The 20,695-nt window shown below is 56.4% G+C and carries 25 protein-coding genes, 1 tRNA gene and 1 pseudogene; 3 read left to right on the top strand and 24 right to left on the bottom strand.

Going from position 1 to position 20,695, the window contains the following annotated elements; genetic code table 11:
- Positions 1–114: 114 nt before the first annotated feature.
- Entirely contained in the window at positions 115–1,863 is a 1,749-nt protein-coding gene (gene dnaG / locus EHO01S_RS08775; protein ID WP_024523602.1) for a DNA primase, read from the top strand.
- 235 nt (positions 1,864–2,098) lie between these two features.
- Complete coding sequence (gene rpoD, locus EHO01S_RS08770; RefSeq protein ID WP_024523601.1) at positions 2,099–3,940, top strand: RNA polymerase sigma factor RpoD; 1,842 nt, start codon at positions 2,099–2,101, stop codon at positions 3,938–3,940.
- Between the two features lie 90 nt (positions 3,941–4,030).
- Here rpoD and mug read toward each other — a convergent pair whose 3' ends face one another.
- A complete protein-coding gene (gene mug / locus EHO01S_RS08765; RefSeq protein WP_024523600.1) occupies positions 4,031–4,525 on the bottom strand; it encodes a G/U mismatch-specific DNA glycosylase in 495 nt (164 codons plus the stop codon).
- 135 nt (positions 4,526–4,660) lie between these two features.
- On the opposite strand from mug, the gene EHO01S_RS08760 reads away from it, so the two are divergent.
- Positions 4,661–4,736, top strand: a tRNA-Ile gene (locus EHO01S_RS08760).
- Between the two features lie 141 nt (positions 4,737–4,877).
- Here the strand turns inward: EHO01S_RS08760 and EHO01S_RS18270 are convergent.
- From EHO01S_RS18270 to EHO01S_RS08660, 23 genes and pseudogenes are all read right to left on the bottom strand, one after another.
- Entirely contained in the window at positions 4,878–5,096 is a 219-nt protein-coding gene (locus EHO01S_RS18270; protein WP_005281637.1) for a DNA-binding transcriptional regulator, read from the bottom strand.
- A 74-nt stretch (positions 5,097–5,170) separates the two neighbouring features.
- Positions 5,171–6,325 (bottom strand): phage late control D family protein, encoded by a 1,155-nt coding sequence (locus EHO01S_RS08755; protein WP_005281635.1) that lies wholly within the window; start codon positions 6,323–6,325, stop codon positions 5,171–5,173.
- The gene (locus EHO01S_RS08750; protein ID WP_024523599.1) at positions 6,325–6,807 is read right to left on the bottom strand and encodes a phage tail protein; all 483 of its coding nucleotides are present in this window, start codon (positions 6,805–6,807) and stop codon (positions 6,325–6,327) included. Before EHO01S_RS08750 ends, EHO01S_RS08755 begins: the two co-directional genes overlap by 1 nt.
- An 11-nt stretch (positions 6,808–6,818) precedes the next feature.
- Positions 6,819–9,263: a phage tail tape measure protein gene (locus EHO01S_RS08745; protein WP_024523598.1), complete on the bottom strand. Its 2,445-nt coding sequence runs from the start codon at positions 9,261–9,263 to the stop codon at positions 6,819–6,821.
- Positions 9,256–9,396: a GpE family phage tail protein gene (locus EHO01S_RS17520; RefSeq protein ID WP_005281629.1), complete on the bottom strand. Its 141-nt coding sequence runs from the start codon at positions 9,394–9,396 to the stop codon at positions 9,256–9,258. Before EHO01S_RS17520 ends, EHO01S_RS08745 begins: the two co-directional genes overlap by 8 nt.
- Before the next feature lie 29 nt (positions 9,397–9,425).
- On the bottom strand, positions 9,426–9,719 hold the full coding sequence (locus tag EHO01S_RS17515) for a phage tail assembly protein (protein WP_005295823.1): 294 nt from the start codon (positions 9,717–9,719) through the stop codon (positions 9,426–9,428).
- 60 nt (positions 9,720–9,779) lie between these two features.
- Positions 9,780–10,298: a phage major tail tube protein gene (locus tag EHO01S_RS08735; RefSeq protein WP_005281625.1), complete on the bottom strand. Its 519-nt coding sequence runs from the start codon at positions 10,296–10,298 to the stop codon at positions 9,780–9,782.
- 12 nt (positions 10,299–10,310) lie between these two features.
- Entirely contained in the window at positions 10,311–11,498 is a 1,188-nt protein-coding gene (locus EHO01S_RS08730; protein ID WP_024523597.1) for a phage tail sheath protein, read from the bottom strand.
- A 517-nt stretch (positions 11,499–12,015) separates the two neighbouring features.
- Positions 12,016–13,173 (bottom strand): phage tail protein, encoded by a 1,158-nt coding sequence (locus EHO01S_RS19295; protein ID WP_024523596.1) that lies wholly within the window; start codon positions 13,171–13,173, stop codon positions 12,016–12,018.
- On the bottom strand, positions 13,170–13,781 hold the full coding sequence (locus EHO01S_RS08720) for a phage tail protein I (RefSeq protein WP_024523595.1): 612 nt from the start codon (positions 13,779–13,781) through the stop codon (positions 13,170–13,172). The genes EHO01S_RS19295 and EHO01S_RS08720 overlap by 4 nt, the downstream gene beginning before the upstream one ends.
- Positions 13,774–14,682 (bottom strand): baseplate assembly protein, encoded by a 909-nt coding sequence (locus EHO01S_RS08715; RefSeq protein ID WP_024523594.1) that lies wholly within the window; start codon positions 14,680–14,682, stop codon positions 13,774–13,776. The genes EHO01S_RS08720 and EHO01S_RS08715 overlap by 8 nt, the downstream gene beginning before the upstream one ends.
- Before the next feature lie 4 nt (positions 14,683–14,686).
- Positions 14,687–15,037 (bottom strand): GPW/gp25 family protein, encoded by a 351-nt coding sequence (locus EHO01S_RS08710; RefSeq protein ID WP_024523593.1) that lies wholly within the window; start codon positions 15,035–15,037, stop codon positions 14,687–14,689.
- A complete protein-coding gene (locus EHO01S_RS08705; RefSeq protein ID WP_024523592.1) occupies positions 15,034–15,675 on the bottom strand; it encodes a phage baseplate assembly protein V in 642 nt (213 codons plus the stop codon). Before EHO01S_RS08705 ends, EHO01S_RS08710 begins: the two co-directional genes overlap by 4 nt.
- A gap of 69 nt (positions 15,676–15,744) precedes the next feature.
- Positions 15,745–16,194, bottom strand: coding sequence for a phage virion morphogenesis protein (locus EHO01S_RS17510; protein WP_035370389.1), 450 nt, complete (start codon positions 16,192–16,194; stop codon positions 15,745–15,747).
- A complete protein-coding gene (locus EHO01S_RS08695) occupies positions 16,187–16,648 on the bottom strand; it encodes a phage tail protein (protein ID WP_024523590.1) in 462 nt (153 codons plus the stop codon). The genes EHO01S_RS17510 and EHO01S_RS08695 overlap by 8 nt, the downstream gene beginning before the upstream one ends.
- Positions 16,611–16,901, bottom strand: a complete 291-nt coding sequence (lysC, locus tag EHO01S_RS19205; RefSeq protein ID WP_217994562.1) for an Rz1-like lysis system protein LysC — start codon at positions 16,899–16,901, stop codon at positions 16,611–16,613. Before lysC ends, EHO01S_RS08695 begins: the two co-directional genes overlap by 38 nt.
- Positions 16,822–17,148, bottom strand: a pseudogene (gene lysB, locus EHO01S_RS08690) (Rz-like lysis system protein LysB); the annotation flags it as partial. The pseudogene lysB and the gene lysC, both read right to left, overlap by 80 nt.
- A gap of 29 nt (positions 17,149–17,177) precedes the next feature.
- On the bottom strand, positions 17,178–17,675 hold the full coding sequence (locus tag EHO01S_RS08685; RefSeq protein ID WP_024523588.1) for a glycoside hydrolase family 24 protein: 498 nt from the start codon (positions 17,673–17,675) through the stop codon (positions 17,178–17,180).
- Positions 17,662–17,970 carry a phage holin family protein gene (locus tag EHO01S_RS08680; RefSeq protein WP_024523587.1) on the bottom strand — a complete coding sequence of 103 codons (309 nt, stop codon included), beginning with the start codon at positions 17,968–17,970 and terminating at the stop codon, positions 17,662–17,664. The genes EHO01S_RS08685 and EHO01S_RS08680 overlap by 14 nt, the downstream gene beginning before the upstream one ends.
- 3 nt (positions 17,971–17,973) lie before the next feature.
- Positions 17,974–18,177: a tail protein X gene (locus tag EHO01S_RS08675; RefSeq protein WP_024523586.1), complete on the bottom strand. Its 204-nt coding sequence runs from the start codon at positions 18,175–18,177 to the stop codon at positions 17,974–17,976.
- Positions 18,174–18,677, bottom strand: coding sequence for a head completion/stabilization protein (locus tag EHO01S_RS08670; protein WP_024523585.1), 504 nt, complete (start codon positions 18,675–18,677; stop codon positions 18,174–18,176). Before EHO01S_RS08670 ends, EHO01S_RS08675 begins: the two co-directional genes overlap by 4 nt.
- Positions 18,678–18,770: 93 nt before the next feature.
- Positions 18,771–19,532, bottom strand: a complete 762-nt coding sequence (gpM, locus tag EHO01S_RS08665) for a phage terminase small subunit (RefSeq protein ID WP_024523584.1) — start codon at positions 19,530–19,532, stop codon at positions 18,771–18,773.
- Positions 19,533–19,535: 3 nt separating this feature from the next.
- Positions 19,536–20,639 (bottom strand): phage major capsid protein, P2 family, encoded by a 1,104-nt coding sequence (locus EHO01S_RS08660; RefSeq protein WP_024523583.1) that lies wholly within the window; start codon positions 20,637–20,639, stop codon positions 19,536–19,538.
- Positions 20,640–20,695 lie beyond the last annotated feature (56 nt).

Here is a 20,695-nt window from a genome sequence, read left to right as displayed (position 1 = left end):
ATGAAGGCCGTGCCTTCCGAAAGGAATGCGCGGCTTGTTCTCGTTTAGAGGCTGTAAAACTGTTTGCCCTCTTCCCTGCGGGGACGCCCGGCAGACAACCACTGTAAAGGGCTTATGGCTGGACGAATCCCACGCGTATTTATCAACGATCTGCTGGCTCGAACCGATATCGTCGAGCTGATCGATGCGCGGGTGAAACTCAAGAAGCAAGGCAAGAACTATCATGCCTGCTGTCCATTCCATAACGAGAAGACTCCCTCGTTCACCGTTAACGCGGACAAACAGTTTTACCATTGCTTTGGCTGCGGTGCCCACGGCAACGCCATCGATTTTTTGATGAACTATGACCGGCTTGAATTTGTCGAAAGCATTGAAGAGTTGGCCACTATGGCGGGACTGGAAGTGCCCTATGAGTCTGGCACTGGACCGAGCCAAATGGAGCGCCATCAGCGCCAAAATCTCTACCAGTTAATGGAAGGGTTATGTCGCTACTACCAGCAGGCGTTACGCCAGCCTGACGCGACACAGGCGCAGCACTACCTCGCCGAGCGCGGTATGAGTCAGAGCATCATGGATCGCTTTGCCATCGGTTATGCACCGCCGGGTTGGGATAATGCGCTCAAGCGTTTTGGCCGTGAGCCCGCGGGACGTAGTGCGCTTAACGATGCCGGGATGCTGGTCAATAACGACAACGGTCGCAGTTATGACCGCTTCCGTGACCGCATCATGATCCCCATCCGCGACAAACGCGGGCGGGTAATCGCCTTTGGCGGGCGCGTATTAGGTAACGGTACGCCTAAGTACCTTAACTCGCCCGAGACAGAGATTTTCCATAAAGGCCGCCAGCTATTCGGCCTGTATGAGGCATTACAACACGCAGCGCAACCGGAGCGTTTGCTGGTGGTCGAAGGGTATATGGATGTCATCGCCCTGGCGCAGTATGGCATCAATTACGCCGTTGCGTCGTTAGGCACCTCTACCACCGCCGAACATATACAATTACTGTTCCGCCATACTGACAGCGTAGTGTGCTGTTACGATGGCGATAACGCTGGCCGTGAAGCGGCTTGGCGTGCGCTGGAGACCGCGCTGCCCTATCTGAGCGATGGCCGCCAACTGAAATTTATGTTTCTCCCCGAGGGCGAGGATCCGGATACATTGGTGCGCCAAGAGGGGACGGACACTTTCGAGCAAAGGATGAACGCGGCGCATCCTTTGTCGACTTTTCTGTTCGACAGCCTGCTGCCCCAGGTCGACTTGAGCACCCCGGATGGTCGGGCCAAACTCAGCGCCCTTGCGTTACCGCTCATCGGCCAGGTACCCGGTGAGACCTTGCGCCTCTACCTGCGCCAGGCGCTCGGACAGAAGTTAGGCATACTCGACGATAGTCAGTTGGAAAAGCTGCTGCCACAGCGTAATTCGGCGGTAAAGAATTATCAGCCGCCCAGGTTAAAACCGACGACTATGCGTATACTAATAGCATTGCTGGTGCAAAATCCGGCGCTAGCCGCCGAAGTGCCAACACTAGAAGGATTGCGCCAACACTCGCTGCCGGGTCTGCCGCTGTTTATCGAGCTGGTGGAGACCTGCCTGGCACAACCGGGGCTAAGCACCGGACAGTTGCTAGAGTTGTATCGCGATAATAAATATGCGCCACAGCTTGAAACATTAGCAACATGGAACCACATGATCATAGAGCCAATGGTGCTCGAAACGTTCGTCGACACCCTTGGCAGCCTATATGATGCCGTGCTGGAGCAACGGCTGGAACATCTTATCGCCCGCGCCAGAACCGAGGGTCTGACGCCCGCGGAGCGCGAAGAGGTGCGTTCACTGAACGAGGCGTTAGCCAAAAAGCATTAATGCATAATAGACACCGCGTCCTGAATGGAGGCGGTGATTAGACATCATCATAAATTTAGCGGCTTGATTGCCGATACCACGCAGGATGTAACACCTGCATGCCGCAATACCGGGGAGCGGCGACGAATGAAAGTAACCCGCGTACGGTCCTGATGATTCGGGCCTTAAGCATCGTTGGCTGGCATAGATAATCCGACCAACACCAATTAAAACTCTGAAGTGTGGATACCGTCTTATGGAGCAAAACCCGCAGTCACAGCTCAAACTTCTTGTTACCAAGGGCAAGGAGCAAGGCTACCTGACCTATGCTGAGGTCAATGACCATCTGCCGGAAGATATCGTCGACTCCGATCAGATCGAAGACATCATCCAAATGATTAATGACATGGGCATCCAAGTGATGGAAGAAGCACCGGATGCCGATGACCTGATGCTGGCGGAAAACATTGCCGACGAAGACGCCGCCGAAGCGGCGGTACAGGTTCTGTCTAGCGTCGAATCCGAAATTGGCCGTACCACCGACCCGGTGCGCATGTACATGCGTGAAATGGGTACCGTCGAACTGCTGACCCGTGAAGGGGAGATCGATATCGCCAAGCGAATCGAAGACGGTATCAACCAGGTGCAGTGCTCCGTCGCCGAGTATCCGGAGGCCATCACCTACCTGCTGGAGCAGTACGATCGCGTCGAAGCGGGCGAAGCCCGTCTCTCCGATCTGATCACCGGCTTCGTCGATCCTAACGCCGAAGAAGAGATGGCACCGACTGCAACTCACGTGGGCTCCGAGTTGCCGGAAGAAGAGCTGAACGACGACGATGAAGACGAAGATGAAGATGGCGACAGTGATGACAGCGACGATGACAACAGCATCGATCCCGAGCTCGCACGGCAAAAATTCATCGAACTGCGCGAGCAGCATGAGAAGACGCGTCTGGCCATCAAAGCCGAAGGACGCAGCAGCGCCAAAGCGCAAGAAGAGATCTTAAACCTGTCGGAAATCTTCAAGCAATTCCGCCTGGTACCGAAGCAGTTCGACTACCTGGTCAATAACATGCGTGAGATGATGGATCGCGTGCGTGGCCAAGAGCGACTGATCATGAAGCTGTGCGTCGAGCAGAGCAAGATGCCGAAGAAAAACTTCATCACCTTGTTCACTGGCAACGAAACCAGTATCACTTGGTTCGAGGCCGCGTTAGCGATGGGCAAGCCTTGGGGTGAGAAACTCAAGGATATGCGTGAAGAGGTCGAGCGCAGCCTGCAAAAACTGCATCAGATCGAAGAAGAGACCGGTCTGACCATCGAACAGGTCAAAGACATCAACCGCCGTATGTCTATCGGCGAAGCGAAAGCGCGCCGCGCCAAGAAAGAGATGGTCGAGGCCAACCTGCGTCTGGTTATCTCCATCGCCAAGAAGTACACCAACCGCGGCTTACAATTCCTGGATCTGATCCAAGAGGGTAACATCGGTCTGATGAAGGCGGTTGATAAGTTCGAATACCGTCGTGGTTATAAGTTCTCAACCTACGCCACTTGGTGGATTCGCCAGGCGATTACCCGCTCCATCGCCGATCAGGCGCGTACTATCCGCATCCCGGTACATATGATTGAGACCATTAACAAGCTCAACCGTATCTCACGCCAGATGCTGCAAGAAATGGGACGCGAGCCGACGCCGGAAGAGTTGGCCGAACGCATGATGATGCCGGAGGATAAGATCCGCAAGGTGCTGAAGATCGCCAAAGAGCCGATCTCGATGGAAACCCCGATCGGTGACGATGAAGATTCGCATCTGGGTGATTTTATCGAAGACACCACGCTGGAGCTGCCGCTGGATTCCGCCACCTCCGAGAGCCTGCGCTCCGCAACCCGTGACGTGTTGGCCGGACTGACCGCACGCGAAGCCAAGGTACTGCGTATGCGTTTCGGCATCGACATGAACACCGACCATACCTTGGAAGAGGTCGGTAAACAGTTCGACGTTACCCGTGAGCGTATCCGCCAGATCGAGGCCAAGGCGCTGCGCAAGCTGCGCCATCCCAGCCGTTCCGAAGTCCTGCGCAGCTTCCTGGACGACTAATCGCGTCCTCTGCTGTTGTCTTTCCCCCCGGCCATCATCGCCGGGGGTTTTCTTTTAGGGCCGAACCACACGCAACCGTGGCACGCTCACCTAACGCAATGCCTGGTATAACGCCTGATAGTGAGCGACTAATTCAGCCAACGTTGCCCGATTCAGGCCGCTCGGATTGGGTAACAGCCAGACCTCACTCTCGCCGATGCGTTGTGCCTGTCGTCCCCAACTAGGGCGTCGCACGCCGAACGCCTGGGTGAAAGCCTGTTTGCCTAGTATCGCTAACGCCTGCGGCTGATACTGTTGTATCTTCGCCCGCAACGCCTCGCCTCCAGCATACAGCTCGGCTGCCGTCAGCTCCGCCGCCGTCACCGTCGGACGTTGCACCAACGCCGTGATTCCGCAGCCAGTCTCCAACAGATGACGCTCCTCCGACGGCGCCAGTTGGCGCGCGGTGAAGCCCGCCAGATGGATTACCTGCCAGAAGCGATTATGCGGATTGGCGAAATGGTATCCCGTATGGGCCGAGCTTAGACCCGGGTTAATGCCACAAAACACCACCCGCAGCCCAGGAGCTAGAATATCTACACTCATCACTGCACCTTACAATTATCCGAATGACACAAATCTTATCGTAATTACAAGGGGCTAGCCATGTTCAAAAAAACGGCTAGCGCGGTCTAGGCACTGGATCTCGCCCCGTGATTTACTCTATAATCCCCGCCACTCGGCCCCTTAGCTCAGTGGTTAGAGCAGGCGACTCATAATCGCTTGGTCGTTGGTTCAAACCCAACAGGGGCCACCAAATTTTAGCTTTAAAATCATATAATTAAGCCACTCGAAAGAGTGGCTTTTTTGTTATCTCGTTTTTAAGTGGCGATAAAATGGCGGTGGATTTTTCACAGCCATATTTATGGCGATAAAAAACTGCTTTCGCGGGCTCTTCTCACATCCACAAAGGTTGCTGTCCACTCCGCTCCGGGTGCGGCACCGCCGGATTCACTTTACCCGGCAAAACAATGGAAGCCTGAAATGTCTCCATTGTCTTAAATGTATGCGAGCAATTGACATTCTGGCACTGGTGATAGCGCTCTTTGGTATTCTCACTTAAATAGCGACTTGATCTAGCATGTGCCGCATAACCACAGATTGGACAGTGAAACATATTCCCCCCAGACCATGTATCTATGAGAAATATTACTCCATTATTCACATAATGTGAAAACAATTCACCAAAAGCTAATCATCTTCAACGTACTCTACATCAGATAATTTAACCTCCAGCTCTAGCGATGTTGTATAGCCAGCATCGCTGATGCTGTTCACCACTTTTGTGATTGTCCATCCTTGCTCATCGATAACTGACTTAAACCCCGATACGCGAGCCGGTGCATCTGGGTAAAGGTCCGGCCTTCCCATTGCTAGGGTTATAGAGAACTCGGCCACGCCGCGCTGTAGTTTGTCCCACTTTGCCTGAGCTGCTCGCTGGGCTTGAGCCTTGGTTGAGTAAACCGTCGTCAGCGCCAAGACGTTATCAGGATCACCGGCCATATACTCCCCCTCGCGAGCCTCCTTTTCTTTCTTCTTTTTCTTGGCCGCTGGCTTCGCTTTTGGGTGCTCTAACGCGCGCAGATGCTTCTCTTTTGGTTTACGTTTGAGCTTCACCTTCTTCTCTTGCTCTTTAGGGTCACTCGTATGTAGCCACCGCGCCGTTACACCCGTGTATGCCGCTCTATCAGCAATCGCAAACTGATGCCTGTCACCATCAGTTCGCTCAATAACCACGGAGGGGATCGGTTTTCCACTGGCCGTCATATTGGATCCCGCTTTCAAAAATAAAAGCTTGCCCGCCTTAACTGATACCTCGGCGCCATTTCTCTCCGCTAGGCGTGCCAGAAAGCAGGCATCCGACTCCTGTGACTGGTCTATATGAGGTATTTTTATCCCCCGTAACCCTTCCGCCACTGCGGCTTGCAGCTTGTTACGCTGTGCGACAGTCGTGACAATATCGCCGAGCGTCGTATCGTGATACGACATCTCGCGCCGACTGTTCAACGAGCCCCTGAAATCAGCACTACGCGCCCGAATAGTGAGCGTATCCGGCGCCCCTCTATGCTCGATTTCATCGACAGTAAAATCCCCCTTGCCGATCAACCCGTGCCCACTCCAGCCGATAAACAGTGTCAGTACCGCACCGCGCAGCGGTAGCTCGATTAGCCCATCACTATCATCCAGCTCGATGTCTACCCTGTCAGCCTCAAACCCTCGATTATCCGTATGCACCAGGCTGATCAGGCGATCGGCAATATTGCGGGTGATGTCCTTTCCTCCCAACGTCAACATGATTGCCGGTGCCAAGCTGGCCCCCGCATCAAGCGTTAATCCGGTAAGCATCAAAAAAGCCCCTCAATGTTTGCCACCATCTTATTGGCCGCCGCTGCCGCATTCCCAATCATGCCCTCTGCCTGTTTTTTCAAATCGCCAAACATCGTCACGAATGACTCATCCACTCGAGTCAGCGTCAGAGAAAACTCAATACGCCGCGGAGCGCCATCGGCAAAAAAAACGGTTCTGGTTTCATGGATCGAGGAGGCAACAAACATCCCAAAAATCGTGCCATCACCACCGATAAGTGGCCACGCCTTACCCTCTGCCGCCATGGCATCTAACGCCAGCATGGAAAGGCGTCCGCCGGTTATCTCCGGCAACAAGACGCCCGATAATGTGATCCGCTCTTCATTGACTCCAAGAAACTGTATCGCCGGCCGCTTACCGACGCGGCTATTACTTGGATAACGGTAATCAACATCACGCTGTAGACTTTGATATGGCGTGGTCTGGAGTTGAAACACAAACATCCCCAACGTCAGCATCATCGCGTGCTCTCCTAATAATCGATATTCATATTGGAGCGCAGTCGCGCCCGGCGTTCCCGCTGCTCTGCCTGCAATCCCTCTCTAATCTGGCGTTGCACATCGATCGGGTTGCTGGCACCGTTAACCGGAATCTCGTAGTGGTGTTGGCTCTGGTCAATATAACTGCTACCCGTTGGAGCACTTACTGGTTGATATCCACCGGTTAAAATGCCACCTGTCGGTGAGTAGCCTCGACCGTTCGCACCGTTGGCATAGACATTGGTCTTTTCCGCAGCCTTATCCAGATCACTGGATTTGCTATCGATAACCCCCAATTTTTCCAGCACCCAATCGATCCCACTTCGTAGCTTATCGATAGCATGAATCGGCGCCAGGATGGCATCTGCCAGCGATTGCCCGAATAACTGCCCCGCACTCCGACATGTGTCTAGCGCTTCTTGACTAGCTTTCACTGGAGCGATTAGGTCACCAAACCATGTCCATACGGCTTTAAGCTTCTCTCCCAACATGTCGAACATTGGAGTTAGCGGTGAGAAAATTTCCGCTACTGGTGCGAATGCTTCTCGCATCCCGTCAATTACACCGCCGAAAAAGGCGCTAATCGGCTCCCAGTATTTACGTACCAGTAGCGCGCCAGCTACGATAGCCGCACCCAGCGCCACCATCGGTAATGATATGGCGGCCAGCGCTGTTCCAATGGCTCCGCCCGCAACGCTAAAGGCTACACTCAGCGCCCCCGCAGCGGCGATGATGGCGTTAATACCAGCAATCACCGGCCAGGCCACCAACCCAATCGCGCCCACCAGTGCGATAACGCCTAATGCCGCGCCACCAATAGCGAGAATTGAGCGTGCCATCCCTTGGTTTTTCTGGATCCACGCGTCGAGGCGCAACACATATTTTGTGGTTGTTTGGAGCAGTTTTCGCAACGAGCTTTCCTGCTGGTCAAACAGGTCCGTCCCTACTGCCTCATAGGCTGACTGAAACTCCTTAAAGTCCCCACCAAGGTTATCCTGCATAACTGCGACTAGCTGCGCCGTCTTCCCATCCGAGGCTTTCAGAGTTGTCGCTAGTTGATCAAGCTTTCCGCTGGTAGCATCTGTAAGCAATACGTTTGCCGCAGAGCTGGCCTCCTCGCCGAATATCACCTTCATGTATTCGGCCCGCTGTCCTGACCCAAGTTTATGGCGCGTAAAGCTAGCCTGAATTTCCCTAAGAATGGTAAAAATCGGACGAGTATTCCCTTTACTGTCCATCGTCTTAACGCCCAGTTCTTTTAAGGCGGCAAACGCTTGTCCCACCGGCGCCTGCAAGCGACTCAGCACTGCGCGGCTCCCGGTACCTGCCATTGACCCGGTTATCTTGGCATCGTGCAGCGCACCCACCATAGCGGCAGTCTCCTCGATACTGACCCCCGCGTTTTTAGCCACAGGTGCGACATAGGTCAAAGCATCGCTAAGCTCTTCAAAATTTACCGCCGTTTTGTTCATAACGGTCGATAGCACATCACCAATATGTGCAACCTTATCGTTGGCGAGCTGAAACGCAGACCGCATTCCCATCAACAGCGCGGCGTTTTCCTCCATGGTGCGCCGGTTTGCTAGCGCCATCTCCAGCGTTACCGGCGTCGCAGCCTGAATAGCGGCAGCATCCCCACCCGCTTTAGCGATGATGATTTGTGCCCCGGCGGCATCGTCAGCGGATGCGGCAGTGTTATCTCCTAACTGGCGCGCCTGTTTGCGTAGTGCCTGCATCTCTGGCGATTGTTTGCCAACCCCGAGCACAGCCTGTAGCTCTGAGTTTTTCTGCGCAAAGTCATACCCCGGTTTCAAAATGGCGACGCCCGCCATGGTGCCGGACGTAGCAATACCAACCCCGGCGGCGCCGACTGCACCAGCCGTTCCGGCAATTTCCTTCCCTGCCTGATACCGTCGCTTTACCGCATTCAGACGCGCCTGCTGCGCACTGACGCGCGCCAGTGCATCACGCTGACGGTTAAGCTGTAGAGTTGTCTCGCTGATGGAGTTTTTCAGCCGGCGCTCATCAGCAGCGAGGGTGCGAGTATTGATCCCCGTCTTAGCCAACTCTTGCCCCTGGCGCTGTACCGCCATACGCAGACTATTCTCCTTGGCCTGGAGATCGGCGGCCGCTCGCTTGGCCGCCTCCAATACCTTGGCATGCGCGCGTGTAGGCCGCTCTGTGGCCTTGAATTGCTCCTCCAACGCATTGGCTTCATCCTTGGCCTTTTTCAGCGCCTGGCTGGTTACAGCGAGCTGGGCACTGGTTTTACGAAATCCCTCAATTTTCCCCGCCTGATTATTCAGCTCGCGGAGTGTTTGCTGCGTGCCGCGCAGATCCGCCGACAGCGATTTCCCCGCGCCCTGAATGTGCTTAAACGGGCGCGTGGCCTGGTCAATGGCTTTGAGCAACACCTCAATCTTTACGTTATTACTCATCGGTGGTTTGTCCGCTTCGGGTGAGCGCCTTACCGCGCCAGGAGATAAGCTCGGCCAGGCTCATGGGATACAGTTCTGATGGCGGCCAGTGAAAAATCACCGCGATATCCGCCATCAGATCATCGACCGACATGTCGTGCGGAATGTCCAGTGTCCCCAGCTCTAGCCGAAAAAATTAATCACCTTTGCCGTGATGGCGGTCATATCAGGCAGCGACAGGGAGGCCACCTCCTGTTCTGTCAGGCTTGGCATGGTCATGCGAGGTAGCAACTTGATCAGCGCATCAACCTCAGCAGAGGCGACCGCAGCCAGCGACAGCCCGCGCAGGTGTCCTGTATTCGGGGTGATGAGGGTGACCTGTTCGATGGTCTGCCCGGCACGTTTCACCGGGTGTTTCAGGGTAATGGTGTTCGGTGCTTCTTGCGCCAGCTCGGTCACGGTTTTCTCTTTTGCCATGGTGATTCTCTCTTATTCGTCACGGATAAAACGGCGGCCGGTTATCCCGACCGCGGAGGATTACAAGCCGATATTGCGGCGGTGCTGCTCCAGACGGTCAACGCCGCCGACCTTTTCCACCATGTTGATGGTGTCGATCTCGATCATGTCCTTGCCGTCGATGGTCAGCTTGTAATAGGTGCATTGGGTGCTGATTTTTACCTCGGTATCTTCACCCTGTTTGGCGTCGCCGGCGTCGATCTCCTTATGGCGACCGCGCATGACCACCTCGACCGCTACAATGTCGCCGGTGTCGTCACGCTGATAAGAGCCAGCAAAGCGCAGCGGGACCGCGCTGGCACTCGGGGCGGCATACTGTGACCATAGGGTTTCATCCGGTAAGCCGCCCATTGTCCATTCGACAACCAGCGCATCATCGTCCAACCCCAAATCGACCGGCGCCGCGCCATTCATACCGCCGCCGCGGTAGTTCTCCAGCTTGCGGGTCAGTTTCGGCAGCGTGACCGACTTCGCCACCCCCATATAACTCAGGCCGTCATTGAACAGGTTCAGGTATTTCAGTTTGCGGGGTAATGCCATGGTGCAGGCTCCTTAGCTGTTGACCGACTGCGCCAGATTCACCAGGTATTTATCGGTGATGCGTTGGCGTAGGGTCAGATTTTCCAGCGGCGGCACCGGCGTATAGTCGTAATCGATATACAGCTTGCCAGCCTTGAGTGTTTCTTTGCTGTTGGCCGCCTCATCGAACCAGGCGTCGCCGTCGATGATGTAGCCATTAGATTTCAGCTCGCGGAACTTCGCGCGGATCCCCTCAACGATGTCTTTAATCAGCGTCGGGGTAACCGGTTTATCTACCGCCCACATATGCGCCTCTGCCATAGTATCGGCCAGTACCTGGGCGGTGCGGGTGTAGTTCTCAAACTGGAACAGCGGATCATCCGAGCAGCAACGGTTACCCCAGAAGCGAAAACCATCCTTGCGCACCAGCGTGGTAACGCCAGCCTCATTCAGCAGATCAGCATCCGTTCCCGGCGCCTGCAAATCCCAATACACCGATGCGCTGATGCCGGTGACGCCATTTACCCCGACGTTGGACAGCGTTTTATGCCAGCCGATCGTTTGGTCGATATGCGCACGCAGCCCCAGAGCCCGCGCCGTCGCCCAGGCGGTGGTCGCCGCATTGGTCTTGGTGTCCCAGGCGAGAAAATCGGGCCAGATAACCATCAGTTCGCGCTGGCTGAAGTTTTTGCGGTAGGCGATCGCCTCGGAAATACTCTTGCAACCCCAGGCACTGACATAACCAAAGGCGCGTAGCTTTTGGCAGATGGCACCCAACGCCGTGGCGACAGCCTGCGTATCAATCCCCGGTACGCCGAGAATACGCGGCTTAACCCCGGTCACAACCGCCGCATCCAACAGCGCTTTCATGCCGGTGTATTTCCCGTTTTCGTCCGTCGTACCGATGACATTGCTGACGGTGGCTGCCAGCTTCTCCTCTTCGGTGCTGCCCTCACCGTCAGCGACACGCACCACCACCGTGACCGGCTTGGACTGGTCGGCGATAGCCTGCAACGCCGCGGCGAGAGTCCCCTTTGTCCCCGCCTTGCCGATGGCGCCCTGCACATCGGTGATCAGCGCCGGCACATTAAGTGGAAATGCGGTGGCGTCCGCATCACTGGCCGTACAGACCATGCCAATAATGGCCGTCGAGACCGTTGAAATGACGCGGGTGCCGTCGTTAATTTCGAGCACCTGCGCGCCATGGTGAAAATCACTCATCGGATTTACTCCATCGTGGATAGGTGCGGTTATTTTCTGATGCGATTAGGTAATGGGCGAGCGATTACTGATGGGTGGCTGTTGGCACAACGATTGATGAACATGTTATAAATAGCTCTTACCTCCCGCTAAACTAGTAGTACAGATTTATTTTCTTGATACCTCCGCAAGTTGATCGCAGTGGTCAATGGGAAATTTACAACTACGTGATGTGGCTAATTCTTAAATCTTATAATGTCAGAGTGCTATTGATTTTGTGATGGTGGCTATAACGTGAACTACAGCATTATTTGAGCATGAAAAATATAAGGTGTTGCTGATACTAGTTGATACAGCAACACCCCACCCCCTACAACTCTGTATTAATTGGCAACGTAAAATCATTGCCATCATATAAATACCCTGGCTGTACATAGTCAGGACATTCCACCCATACTAATGATGGGTGGAATCTTCCCGCCGGATCAATATCCGTTACTTCAATAACTTTATTGTTTAAGACGAAAGCCCACATATATCACCACTCCACAATTACAATACCGTCAAACCCCGCACCCGGAACGCAGTTTTTCTGAGTTGCCCCCCAGGCTGCCCCACTACCACCTCCTCCTGGGCCTTTCGCATTTCTCCCATCAGCACTATTACCCGAGTTTGTCCCCGGCCCACCAGGTCCGCCACCTGGGCCACTGTTTGATGTGTTCCCGCCAGCCAGCGTACCTGGACCACCCGGACCTAAAGATGTATTGAAATCCCCCCCAACCCCAACACCTCCATCCTGACCCGACTGTGTTCCTCCTGAAATTCCACCCGTTGCGGAACACATCGACCCGAATGACGATGTTCCTCCATTTTTACCATTGGTAGCAGTATCACCAGAGGGTATCGCCTCACCTCCGACGCCTACTGTAATCCGAACAGAAGATACGCCGCTTAAATCTACCACTTTTGTGGCTAATCCCCCTCCACCGCCACCTCCTCCAGCGGGACCTCGGCCACCAGATGCGCCCCCGCCAATAACAGTAACCTTTGCTTTTCTACCATTTTTTAATTCATCGGGAACTGTCCACGTTGTTACGCCGGGCTTGGTGAAAACAGCAACGTTCTTAATACCAAATGCACCCGCCCCCAAACCAAGGTATTCAATAAGTCCGGCAACACTTTTACCGCTGATGGCTGTCAATGTACTATCTAGCGGTTGCTTTCCTTCCAACTTTCTATCGACATACTCCCGTGTCGCCAACACGACAGCCGGATCAATTTTTAATGTCACTGCGGCAGTACTGGAGACAATCAACACCATTCGAATGGTCTGGGTACGACCACTCCCCTCCTGTAGCAGCGGCTTGTAGGTTTCCGGGCAATTGGCGATGGCAATCAGGACGCCATCACTGTCATAGAGGCCAATCTCTCGAATCCACCATCCCCCCTCATTCTCAGGGATGACTTGCTCGGCGATAATTTGGCTGGCATTGTTAGGGTCAACGCTCAACATATTCAGCGCGGCGCGGCGGCGCTCGCCCCGCAGCGCGGTTTGTCCCGGATCGGGGGTTTGCATCGATCCGCCACCATCCCCGACGGCCATGTGGGTCACGTTAAGCTTCGTCCCGAGCGCCGTCGCGTTAGCCATTTTCGCGGCGCCCAGATTAGTCAGAATGGCAAAATATTTTGCGCTCATGCGGTTACTCTCAGATTATCAATCAGGTGAATGGCTGATGCCGGATAGTAATGACCGCCCACTGCGATCACCTCCGGGGTGTAGGGGTACACGGTTAACGCATCCCCGTCGTAGCAGTTGGCACCCAGATAGGCCCGCCCACTACTCGTTAGGCTGATAGCCAAGCCGGTTAGATGCCGACTGGCTGGCTTAGCATCGGCGACCAAGCGCTCAAGCTCTTGGTGCATCTCCTCAGTGATCCCGGTATCCAGCACACAGACCACTAAACGAAACGTGCCTGGCGTCTCGTTAAGCTGGAACCATTCACGGACCTCAATCAGATAGCCTAATGGCTCGACTACACGCCGGATGGCACCGATCGTCCCCTTGTGGCGATGAACAAAGTGCGCCACTGCCACTACGTTGCGCTTGGTTTCCTCCGGCCAGCGCTCATCCCATCGATCAACCGAGAACGCCCAAGCCAAATAGGGCAGCAAATTAACGGGGCAGGTGCGCCAGTTCCACAGGGTACGCAATGGCACCGGCACGCGCGCCAGCTCGGCACAGGCTTTGGCTGCGGCCAACTCCATCACCGATGACCCCGTCGGCAACAGGCGATCGTTATTCATCTGTCCCCCCAATGGTCAGCTGATAGGCGCTGCAATAGGAGGCCTGGCTCTTATCCAGCACGATATCAGCCGTTGGACTGGCCAACGCCACACGCTGTACCCCCTCCACATGTAGCGCGGCGTAAATCGCCGACAGGCGAATATCCCGACCGAGGCGGTGCTGGGCGTTAATGTAGGCTTTGAGCTTGTCCTCTGCTGCCTGGCGGATGGGCTCTGCTTCCGGCCCCGGATAGAGGTATAGGGTGGCGTTAATCTGGTAGGGCACGATCACGGCAGACTTCACGGTGACGCGATCGGCGATGGGGCGCACGTCCTCATCGTTTAGTGCCTTGGCAACGATAGCGAGTAGCTCCTCGCTCGCCGTACCATTTCCCTCGCGTGACAGCACCGCAATCGTGACGCAGGCCGGCGCCGGGCTATCGACCGAAACATCGGCGACCCGGCCGTCGGCGCTGCGGCCATGATATTCATAGGCGCCAACCGGTCCCGCCACACTTAACCCCTCAAATGCCTGCTGCGCCCGCAGGCGCAAATCATCGTCAGACTCCATCACCGCCGGTGTCGGCGGTAGGGTCGTCTCGTCGGCAGGCACAATCGTCAGGCGCTCAGTGTTTAAATTTGCCGTCAACATATCCAGATCGCTACCGGAGGAATAGGCCAACATCACCGCCCGCGCCGCTTCGTTTACCCGCTGGCGCAGCAGCAATTCACGGTAGGCATTTTCCTCCAGCAGCTTGACGATCGGCTCTGACTCCAGCGTCAAGGTATGTGCGATGGCATCACGTTGCTCTTCGGGATACAACGAAATCAGCGTCGTCTTGCGCTCTGCCAGCAGGCTTTCATAGTCCAGCTCCTCGATAACATCGGGCGCAGGCAGTTGGCTCAGGTCAATGATCGGCATCGTATCAACTCAATGGCACGGTTAATGAGAAAGCGCCGCCCCCGGTCAGGGCGCTGACGCCAGTGATATCGACAAACAACCCGCCGGGGGTCGATTGTTCAAAACGGATAGCCGTCAGGCGTACACGCGGCTCCCAACGCAAGATGGCCATGTAGCAGGCGGCCATAATTTGCAGGCGTAATGCCGGGCTTTGCGGTTGGTCAATTAGCGCCGACAACACGGAGCCATACTCCCGGCGCATGATGCGTGAGCCGATCGGCGTGATGAGGATGTCGCGCACACTCTGTCTGATATGCGCGGCATCCTCCAGTGAAAGCCCCGACGCCTGGCTCATGCCGACATAACGCGCAGTCATTGTGTCCCCTCCGTCCAACTTCCCCCCGGTTGCACACCGCCATGACGGTGTTTATCCACCTGCACCCCGTTGGAGGTAAATGCGCCATCGCCATGTTCAATATCGCCGCGCATCGTCCCGCCTTTTTGCACCTCCAGCGTTCCGGTTGTCAGTTTGTTGGTACACACCACCTCGGGCGTATCCAGCAAAATGCGGGTCTCCGCTTTCACGGTGACCAGCGGCACGGTGGCCGTAATCGATGTGGATGCCGTGATGTCGGCGGTATGGATCCCGCTGGCCGTTAGCGCACCGGTTTTGGGCTCGTACTCGATGACCGCACCATCGGGAAAATCAACACGCCATGCCTGTGCAGAGTCCGATGGCGCCGGGTGTTCATCAGAGTAAATGGCCGGCAGCACAAAGGCGGTATCCAGTTCACCCCCTACGGCCAGCAGGATCACCTGCTCGCCGACGGAGGGCGCCCACCAGGTGCGCGCGCTCCCTGCGCGCAGCGTCAACCACTGCAACCAGTCTGTTTTGACGCCCCCGGTTTGTACCCGGCAACGCCCCGACCGGGTGTTGACCTCGACGATCACCCCGGTGCGGATCAGGTTGCGCAGTAAGCGCAGTATCTCTGTGATGTTGGCTTGTAGTTTCATGATGAAAGAATGCCGCTGGCAGGGCGTCAGCGGCAATTTGTTGGTGATGGGTGAGCGGTGGGACAACAGCTAGTTTTTCAGATGGGAGAGGAGTACCTCTTCAACGATTTTTTTGTCCTCGTCGGTAAAGCCCAGTAATGGGCGAGCCTCATACTGCACTTCCGCACTGTGGCGGTTTGGCTTGTCTTTCAGACCGTACTGATGAACCTGCGCAATGCGCTGGACCCGTCCGGTAAACGTCACCGTGGCCGCATCAGGATCCGCCTTTGCCAGCATGTAGCGATTGGTGCGCAGCTTGGCGAACATTGCCCGGCGCACCCGCCCGCGCTTTTCCCTGACCTGTTGGGGTTTGCGCGCCGTGTAGGGCGTTCCGTCTGGCGCCTGCTGCGTCCTGATGCGACGCTGTTGGCTGGCTCGCAGTCGGCGGGCAATCTCCGCCGCCATCTTGCGCCGCTCAGTGGCGGTCAGGGTGGCGATCAACCCCGCGAGGGTATCGTTAAAGGGTGAGAACTCACTCATGCCACTGACTCACTAACTCGCCGTTGATGTAGAGCTCCTTCGGCCGCTCGACGGGTTCCGGTTCGGGTGGCTCGCCCACATTACGCACATACAAACGGGCGCCCTCCTGTTGCACCAGGGTGCGCTCGGTCAGCTTTAGACTGATACTTAAATCCTGGCTGTCGCCGGTATTGATGTCGCTGATATAGGTGAATCCCTTCCCGTCGCCTGTCGTGAAGATATCGGGCTGATTCTCTCGCAGCCATGCCGCCAGCGGTACCAGAATCAGATTTATGTCGCCGCGATAGTCCAGGATCAGCACATTCAATGTGTACCGGTTCTCAAAGGAGAGCGATGGCGCCAGCGTGGCGGCGATCACCCCCTCATCGATAAAGATCCGCATCATATCCGGGTTTTCGGCCAGTACCGGCAACGCCTTATAGAGCGCCTGTTTCAGACTGTTCGGCTTTAGCACGCAATTCCTCCTGACAGTGTTTGACGGTCTCCACTTGTAGTGCGCACCGCACCAGCGCGGCCTCTAACTGTCGATTATCGTCACTCAGATCGCCGTTGCTGGTCGGGTGGCTCCCCGGTATCCGGCAACTGCTCACGGCGGGACAGCCACTGTAAATAATCGTCGGGGTTATCGAATGCGGGGCGGGTGTGCAGCCGGACAACCACATCAGGCAGAGCAGTCCGCCACCACGAACGCAGGGTCTCATTTTCATTGAGTAGCCTCGTGATGGTTTTATTTCGGTGGGTGGCGAGGGCGTTGGCGGCATCGAGCTGCTGACGCAGGATAACCTGATCCCGCTCTTGCCTGCGGCTCACGGCGGAGGCCGTACTTAGCTGATTTTTCAGCATGGTAATCTGCGTTTTTTGCGCTGACGCCACTTGATTGGCCGTATCAAATCCCCGTCGTAGGTTGCTGTTTTCATGGCGCAGCCACAGCGCAGCCCCGAGCGCTAGCGACATGACAATCAGAAGCAGGGTTAGGCGCCACGTCATGCCACCACCCCGCCAGCCTGGTGGTATACGCTAACCAGCGTGTCGAGTGCGTGCTCTCGCTGACCGTAGCCCGCCCCCGGCAACGATGCCCAAATGCCCCGACACTTGGAGATGGCGCGCTCGATATCGCCGCGCTTGATATCCTCCAGCGCTCGACGCTCGCAGATCAGCTGTATCGCCAACTTATCCTGCGATGCCGGGCTGAAATCGGGCAGGGCGAGCTGCTTTTTATAGTGCGGCCAATACAGGTAAAGCTGCTGATAGCGTCCAGAGGCCGTCGACCGCTCCCCACGACGGTTAAACACCTTGGCGCGGCGACCATGCGCAAACGGGTGATCGCTGTAGTCGGTAAACACCTCCGGCACCCCATCCATGCCCGTAACAATCACGTCGTACCCTCGGTTACGCGTCAGCGGATGGGTCGCCGTTCCCTCAGCAAAGGCGATCATATCGAGGAACGCCGCCACGTTTGGATGCAGATTAATGGCGCTCATCGCTGCCCCCTTTGGCCGCATTGCCCCCTTTGCCAATCCGACGCTGAATCAGGATCTCCACTACCTGATAGCCAGCGATGCCCAACATGGAGCCGAGACCATTCACCGCCGTCGGCGACAGGTCGGGGAACTGCACCAGCGCCACCCCGGCGACCATGGAGACAAAGCCCCCCAAAAGACAGCGACCGATGAACAGCCGCGGGGATACCGGCTCGCCGCCGACCAGTACCTTACCGATGACGATCATCACGCCGATCACAAACAGCGAGAGCACACTCTTATCGGTTTCGTTCATTCGTTAATCCCATAAGTTAATGGTTTCAGATATTGGCGCCGCCTCAATTTCGGGTAACTCGACGACGGTACCGTGTGGCAGGATGGCGCCGAGCGAGGCCAGTCCCGGATTCGCCTCCAGCACCGCCTCGACGACCCCTTGCGTGCGGCCGTAATAGGTGGCGCACAGGGCATCAAGCGTCTCCCCCTGTTGTGCAATCACTTTCATAGCTGGCTCACAATACAGCGGGGGCGCCCCTGCAACCGAGACACGGACCAGCGCATATCCCGCCACAGCTCATCGATCACCGCCTCGACACTCTCGGCCTTTTTCTCCCCCTTACCGCTGGCGTCATACCCGCGATAGCGCTCATACAGTGAGGCCGCTGTCATGGCACTGACGGCGCGTAGGTAGTGGAAACAGCACACACTCTCGCCATCGATGGTCTCTGCCGGCACGGCGTCCAGGGTCTTGAACCCCAGCAACATCTGCCGCTCGCGGAACTCGACCAACTCGGCGTTAACCTCAGCGATACCGGCACAAATGGCATCGCGCATACGGGCAGTGGTGACCGTGTATTCCAACCGCATCAGATCACGGATACGGCGCGGCTCAACGTCAGGAAAAAAGAAGGTGTTTTTAATTACCGGTTCACGCTGCGAGTCCGGTGGAATGATCACCGCATCACCGGCAGGCATCCCGCTTTGGTCAATAATCACTGTCGTCATGACAACCTCGAATGGGTGGGCGGTGGACGCAGGCCGACCGCGAGGTCATGCCTGCATTGGCCTGCGTGCCGCCCTGGCGCGTGGCGCATTCTGTTAACTGGCGGCTTTCACCTTGGGCGGGCGCCCGCGTCTGGCCGGTGTCCCGGTTACGCTGCGCGGACGCGCCGCCGTCTTTTTCTTGGCTGGCTTAGCTGGTTGTTTCACCGGCTTTGGCCGGATCGCGCGCTCCAGCGCCTGAATCTCCTTTTTCACCCCGGCGTTGTCGTCCAACTGCATTGCGCGCTGGAGCTGTGCCAAGGCGGCAGCGTTATCCCCCTGGTCTCGCAACAACAGGCCGACGGTTTTATGCAGGCGGGCGCGCACGTTGTCGGGCATATCCTGATCTACCGTCAGCGCGATGGCTCGCTCCAGCGTATCGATCGACAAAGCGGCACCGGCGGCGCGTAGACGTGCGGCGGCAGCGGCGGTTTCTTCCACCACGACGCACCCGGTCGTGCGGCTATGCTTTTCCGGCATTCTCAGGTTATGGCGTAAGGCATACTCGGCGATATCCAAGGCGCCGGTGATGTCATCCACATCAAACCGCCACAGCATGACGGTCATCACGATGTCATCCTGCGCACCACGGCCAGCGGCCAACACACCGCTGATCCACGGCCCATAAAACGGCAGCATGTCGCGCTTATGCAGCGCCTTGGTCTCAACGGATTGGATACCTTTTAGCTTGCGGCGATCAGCGGCCAGTTTGACGAGCATCTGCTCATACTCGCTGGCATGGCGCAGCGGGGTGTTTTCCCGCTGCGCGGCCAACGTGGCCGAGACCCGCATTACATGACACTCTGCGGGACTCAACATGGCTTAGCCCCCTGCGTTCTCAACGGGTGCGCCTTGTTCCGCACTCAGTGATGCCGCCGCAGGCTTGGCGGGGAAGGTGCCAAACTGGATGTTTTCGATCATCGCGGCACAGCCGTAATCCTCGACCACATAGTCGATTTTCAGTGACTCGTAGTTTTCGACCCGATCGAACTTGGCGTTCTCTTCGATGTGGCGGCGGTGGCTGCTGTCCATCACGTAGATGGAGAGGTTATCCAGTCGGGTGACCATCAGCGCGTTGTCCGGGAAATAGGGGACACGGACCGCTGGCAGGTTACCGATGCGCTTCTGGCTGACGATAACGTCTGCCGCCATCGCCTCGCTGTTATCCTGCTTCTTATTCACCAGCGGGAAATACTTGTCGGCCAGTAGCTTGCGACCGCAAATCACGACTAGCTCCGGGTCTTCGCTATGCCACGGATCCAGCAGGGTATCGGTGGCATTCATGACGGCGGCATCGAGGTTCTCATAGTCGCCATTGGCACCGATGCGCACCACGGCTGAGACCACCTCCCCCGAGGTGTTGGTGATTTTGTCCAGGACACGTTTCGGCGCCTCATTGCGCATCTTCTGCAACCAGCCGACAGCCACATCCTGCAGCAGTGGGTTGGTCTTGCGGTTGGAGGTGGCGGCGCGCGACGTTCCGTTAAACCCGGCCATGATGTAATCCAACCCCATGCGCTTGGCGATGGCGTCACGCAAACGCAGCTGGAAATCCTGATAACGGGCCCACAGGTCGAGGGTGTTATAACGGATATGGAAATCGAAGTTGACCTGCTCACAACGGTATTTACGGGAGGCCAGCGCCATAAAGTCCGCGGTCTCACGACCTGTGCCACCGTCCGTATCGGCGGTACTGGCGATAGAGCCGGTCACGCCCAAGCCGATTTTTTCCCCCTCCTGCTCATCGACCGGCACCATGTTGATGCGGGTCAGAAACTCGGAGGTGTCCTGCACCGAGGTGATCAGCGTCTGCGTGACGGAGGGCTCAACGGCGAATTTATTTTTCAAATCGTCGACGGCCACGCCATTCAGCTCGGCGACACGGGTCAGGTACTGATTAAACTTGAAACGGGTATTCTTGCGCATAGTGTCTCTCTTGTTGTTTTACCCCAATACAACCCACGACTAGGCGGGCGGCGGCA

Origin of the sequence: Edwardsiella hoshinae NBRC 105699 = ATCC 33379 (assembly GCF_000474215.1) — a bacterium.
Taxonomy (GTDB): domain Bacteria; phylum Pseudomonadota; class Gammaproteobacteria; order Enterobacterales; family Enterobacteriaceae; genus Edwardsiella; species Edwardsiella hoshinae.
The sequence above is the reverse complement of the archived record's forward strand: the minus strand, read 5'-3'. Positions and strand labels throughout refer to the sequence as shown.

Bases quoted from the DNA above. Each gene is read 5' to 3' on its own strand.
- dnaG (WP_024523602.1), top strand. From the start codon at position 115: ATGGCTGGACGAATCCCACGCGTATTTATCAACGATCTGCTGGCTCGA.
- rpoD (WP_024523601.1), top strand. From the start codon at position 2,099: ATGGAGCAAAACCCGCAGTCACAGCTCAAACTTCTTGTTACCAAGGGC.
- mug (WP_024523600.1), bottom strand. From the start codon at position 4,525: ATGAGTGTAGATATTCTAGCTCCTGGGCTGCGGGTGGTGTTTTGTGGC.
- EHO01S_RS18270 (WP_005281637.1), bottom strand. From the start codon at position 5,096: ATGTTTCACTGTCCAATCTGTGGTTATGCGGCACATGCTAGATCAAGT.
- EHO01S_RS08755 (WP_005281635.1), bottom strand. From the start codon at position 6,325: ATGCTTACCGGATTAACGCTTGATGCGGGGGCCAGCTTGGCACCGGCA.
- EHO01S_RS08750 (WP_024523599.1), bottom strand. From the start codon at position 6,807: ATGATGCTGACGTTGGGGATGTTTGTGTTTCAACTCCAGACCACGCCA.
- EHO01S_RS08745 (WP_024523598.1), bottom strand. From the start codon at position 9,263: ATGAGTAATAACGTAAAGATTGAGGTGTTGCTCAAAGCCATTGACCAG.
- EHO01S_RS17520 (WP_005281629.1), bottom strand. From the start codon at position 9,396: ATGTCGGTCGATGATCTGATGGCGGATATCGCGGTGATTTTTCACTGG.
- EHO01S_RS17515 (WP_005295823.1), bottom strand. From the start codon at position 9,719: ATGGCAAAAGAGAAAACCGTGACCGAGCTGGCGCAAGAAGCACCGAAC.
- EHO01S_RS08735 (WP_005281625.1), bottom strand. From the start codon at position 10,298: ATGGCATTACCCCGCAAACTGAAATACCTGAACCTGTTCAATGACGGC.
- EHO01S_RS08730 (WP_024523597.1), bottom strand. From the start codon at position 11,498: ATGAGTGATTTTCACCATGGCGCGCAGGTGCTCGAAATTAACGACGGC.
- EHO01S_RS19295 (WP_024523596.1), bottom strand. From the start codon at position 13,173: ATGAGCGCAAAATATTTTGCCATTCTGACTAATCTGGGCGCCGCGAAA.
- EHO01S_RS08720 (WP_024523595.1), bottom strand. From the start codon at position 13,781: ATGAATAACGATCGCCTGTTGCCGACGGGGTCATCGGTGATGGAGTTG.
- EHO01S_RS08715 (WP_024523594.1), bottom strand. From the start codon at position 14,682: ATGCCGATCATTGACCTGAGCCAACTGCCTGCGCCCGATGTTATCGAG.
- EHO01S_RS08710 (WP_024523593.1), bottom strand. From the start codon at position 15,037: ATGACTGCGCGTTATGTCGGCATGAGCCAGGCGTCGGGGCTTTCACTG.
- EHO01S_RS08705 (WP_024523592.1), bottom strand. From the start codon at position 15,675: ATGAAACTACAAGCCAACATCACAGAGATACTGCGCTTACTGCGCAAC.
- EHO01S_RS17510 (WP_035370389.1), bottom strand. From the start codon at position 16,194: ATGAGTGAGTTCTCACCCTTTAACGATACCCTCGCGGGGTTGATCGCC.
- lysC (WP_217994562.1), bottom strand. From the start codon at position 16,901: ATGAAAATGAGACCCTGCGTTCGTGGTGGCGGACTGCTCTGCCTGATG.
- EHO01S_RS08685 (WP_024523588.1), bottom strand. From the start codon at position 17,675: ATGAGCGCCATTAATCTGCATCCAAACGTGGCGGCGTTCCTCGATATG.
- EHO01S_RS08680 (WP_024523587.1), bottom strand. From the start codon at position 17,970: ATGAACGAAACCGATAAGAGTGTGCTCTCGCTGTTTGTGATCGGCGTG.
- EHO01S_RS08675 (WP_024523586.1), bottom strand. From the start codon at position 18,177: ATGAAAGTGATTGCACAACAGGGGGAGACGCTTGATGCCCTGTGCGCC.
- EHO01S_RS08670 (WP_024523585.1), bottom strand. From the start codon at position 18,677: ATGACGACAGTGATTATTGACCAAAGCGGGATGCCTGCCGGTGATGCG.
- gpM (WP_024523584.1), bottom strand. From the start codon at position 19,532: ATGTTGAGTCCCGCAGAGTGTCATGTAATGCGGGTCTCGGCCACGTTG.
- EHO01S_RS08660 (WP_024523583.1), bottom strand. From the start codon at position 20,639: ATGCGCAAGAATACCCGTTTCAAGTTTAATCAGTACCTGACCCGTGTC.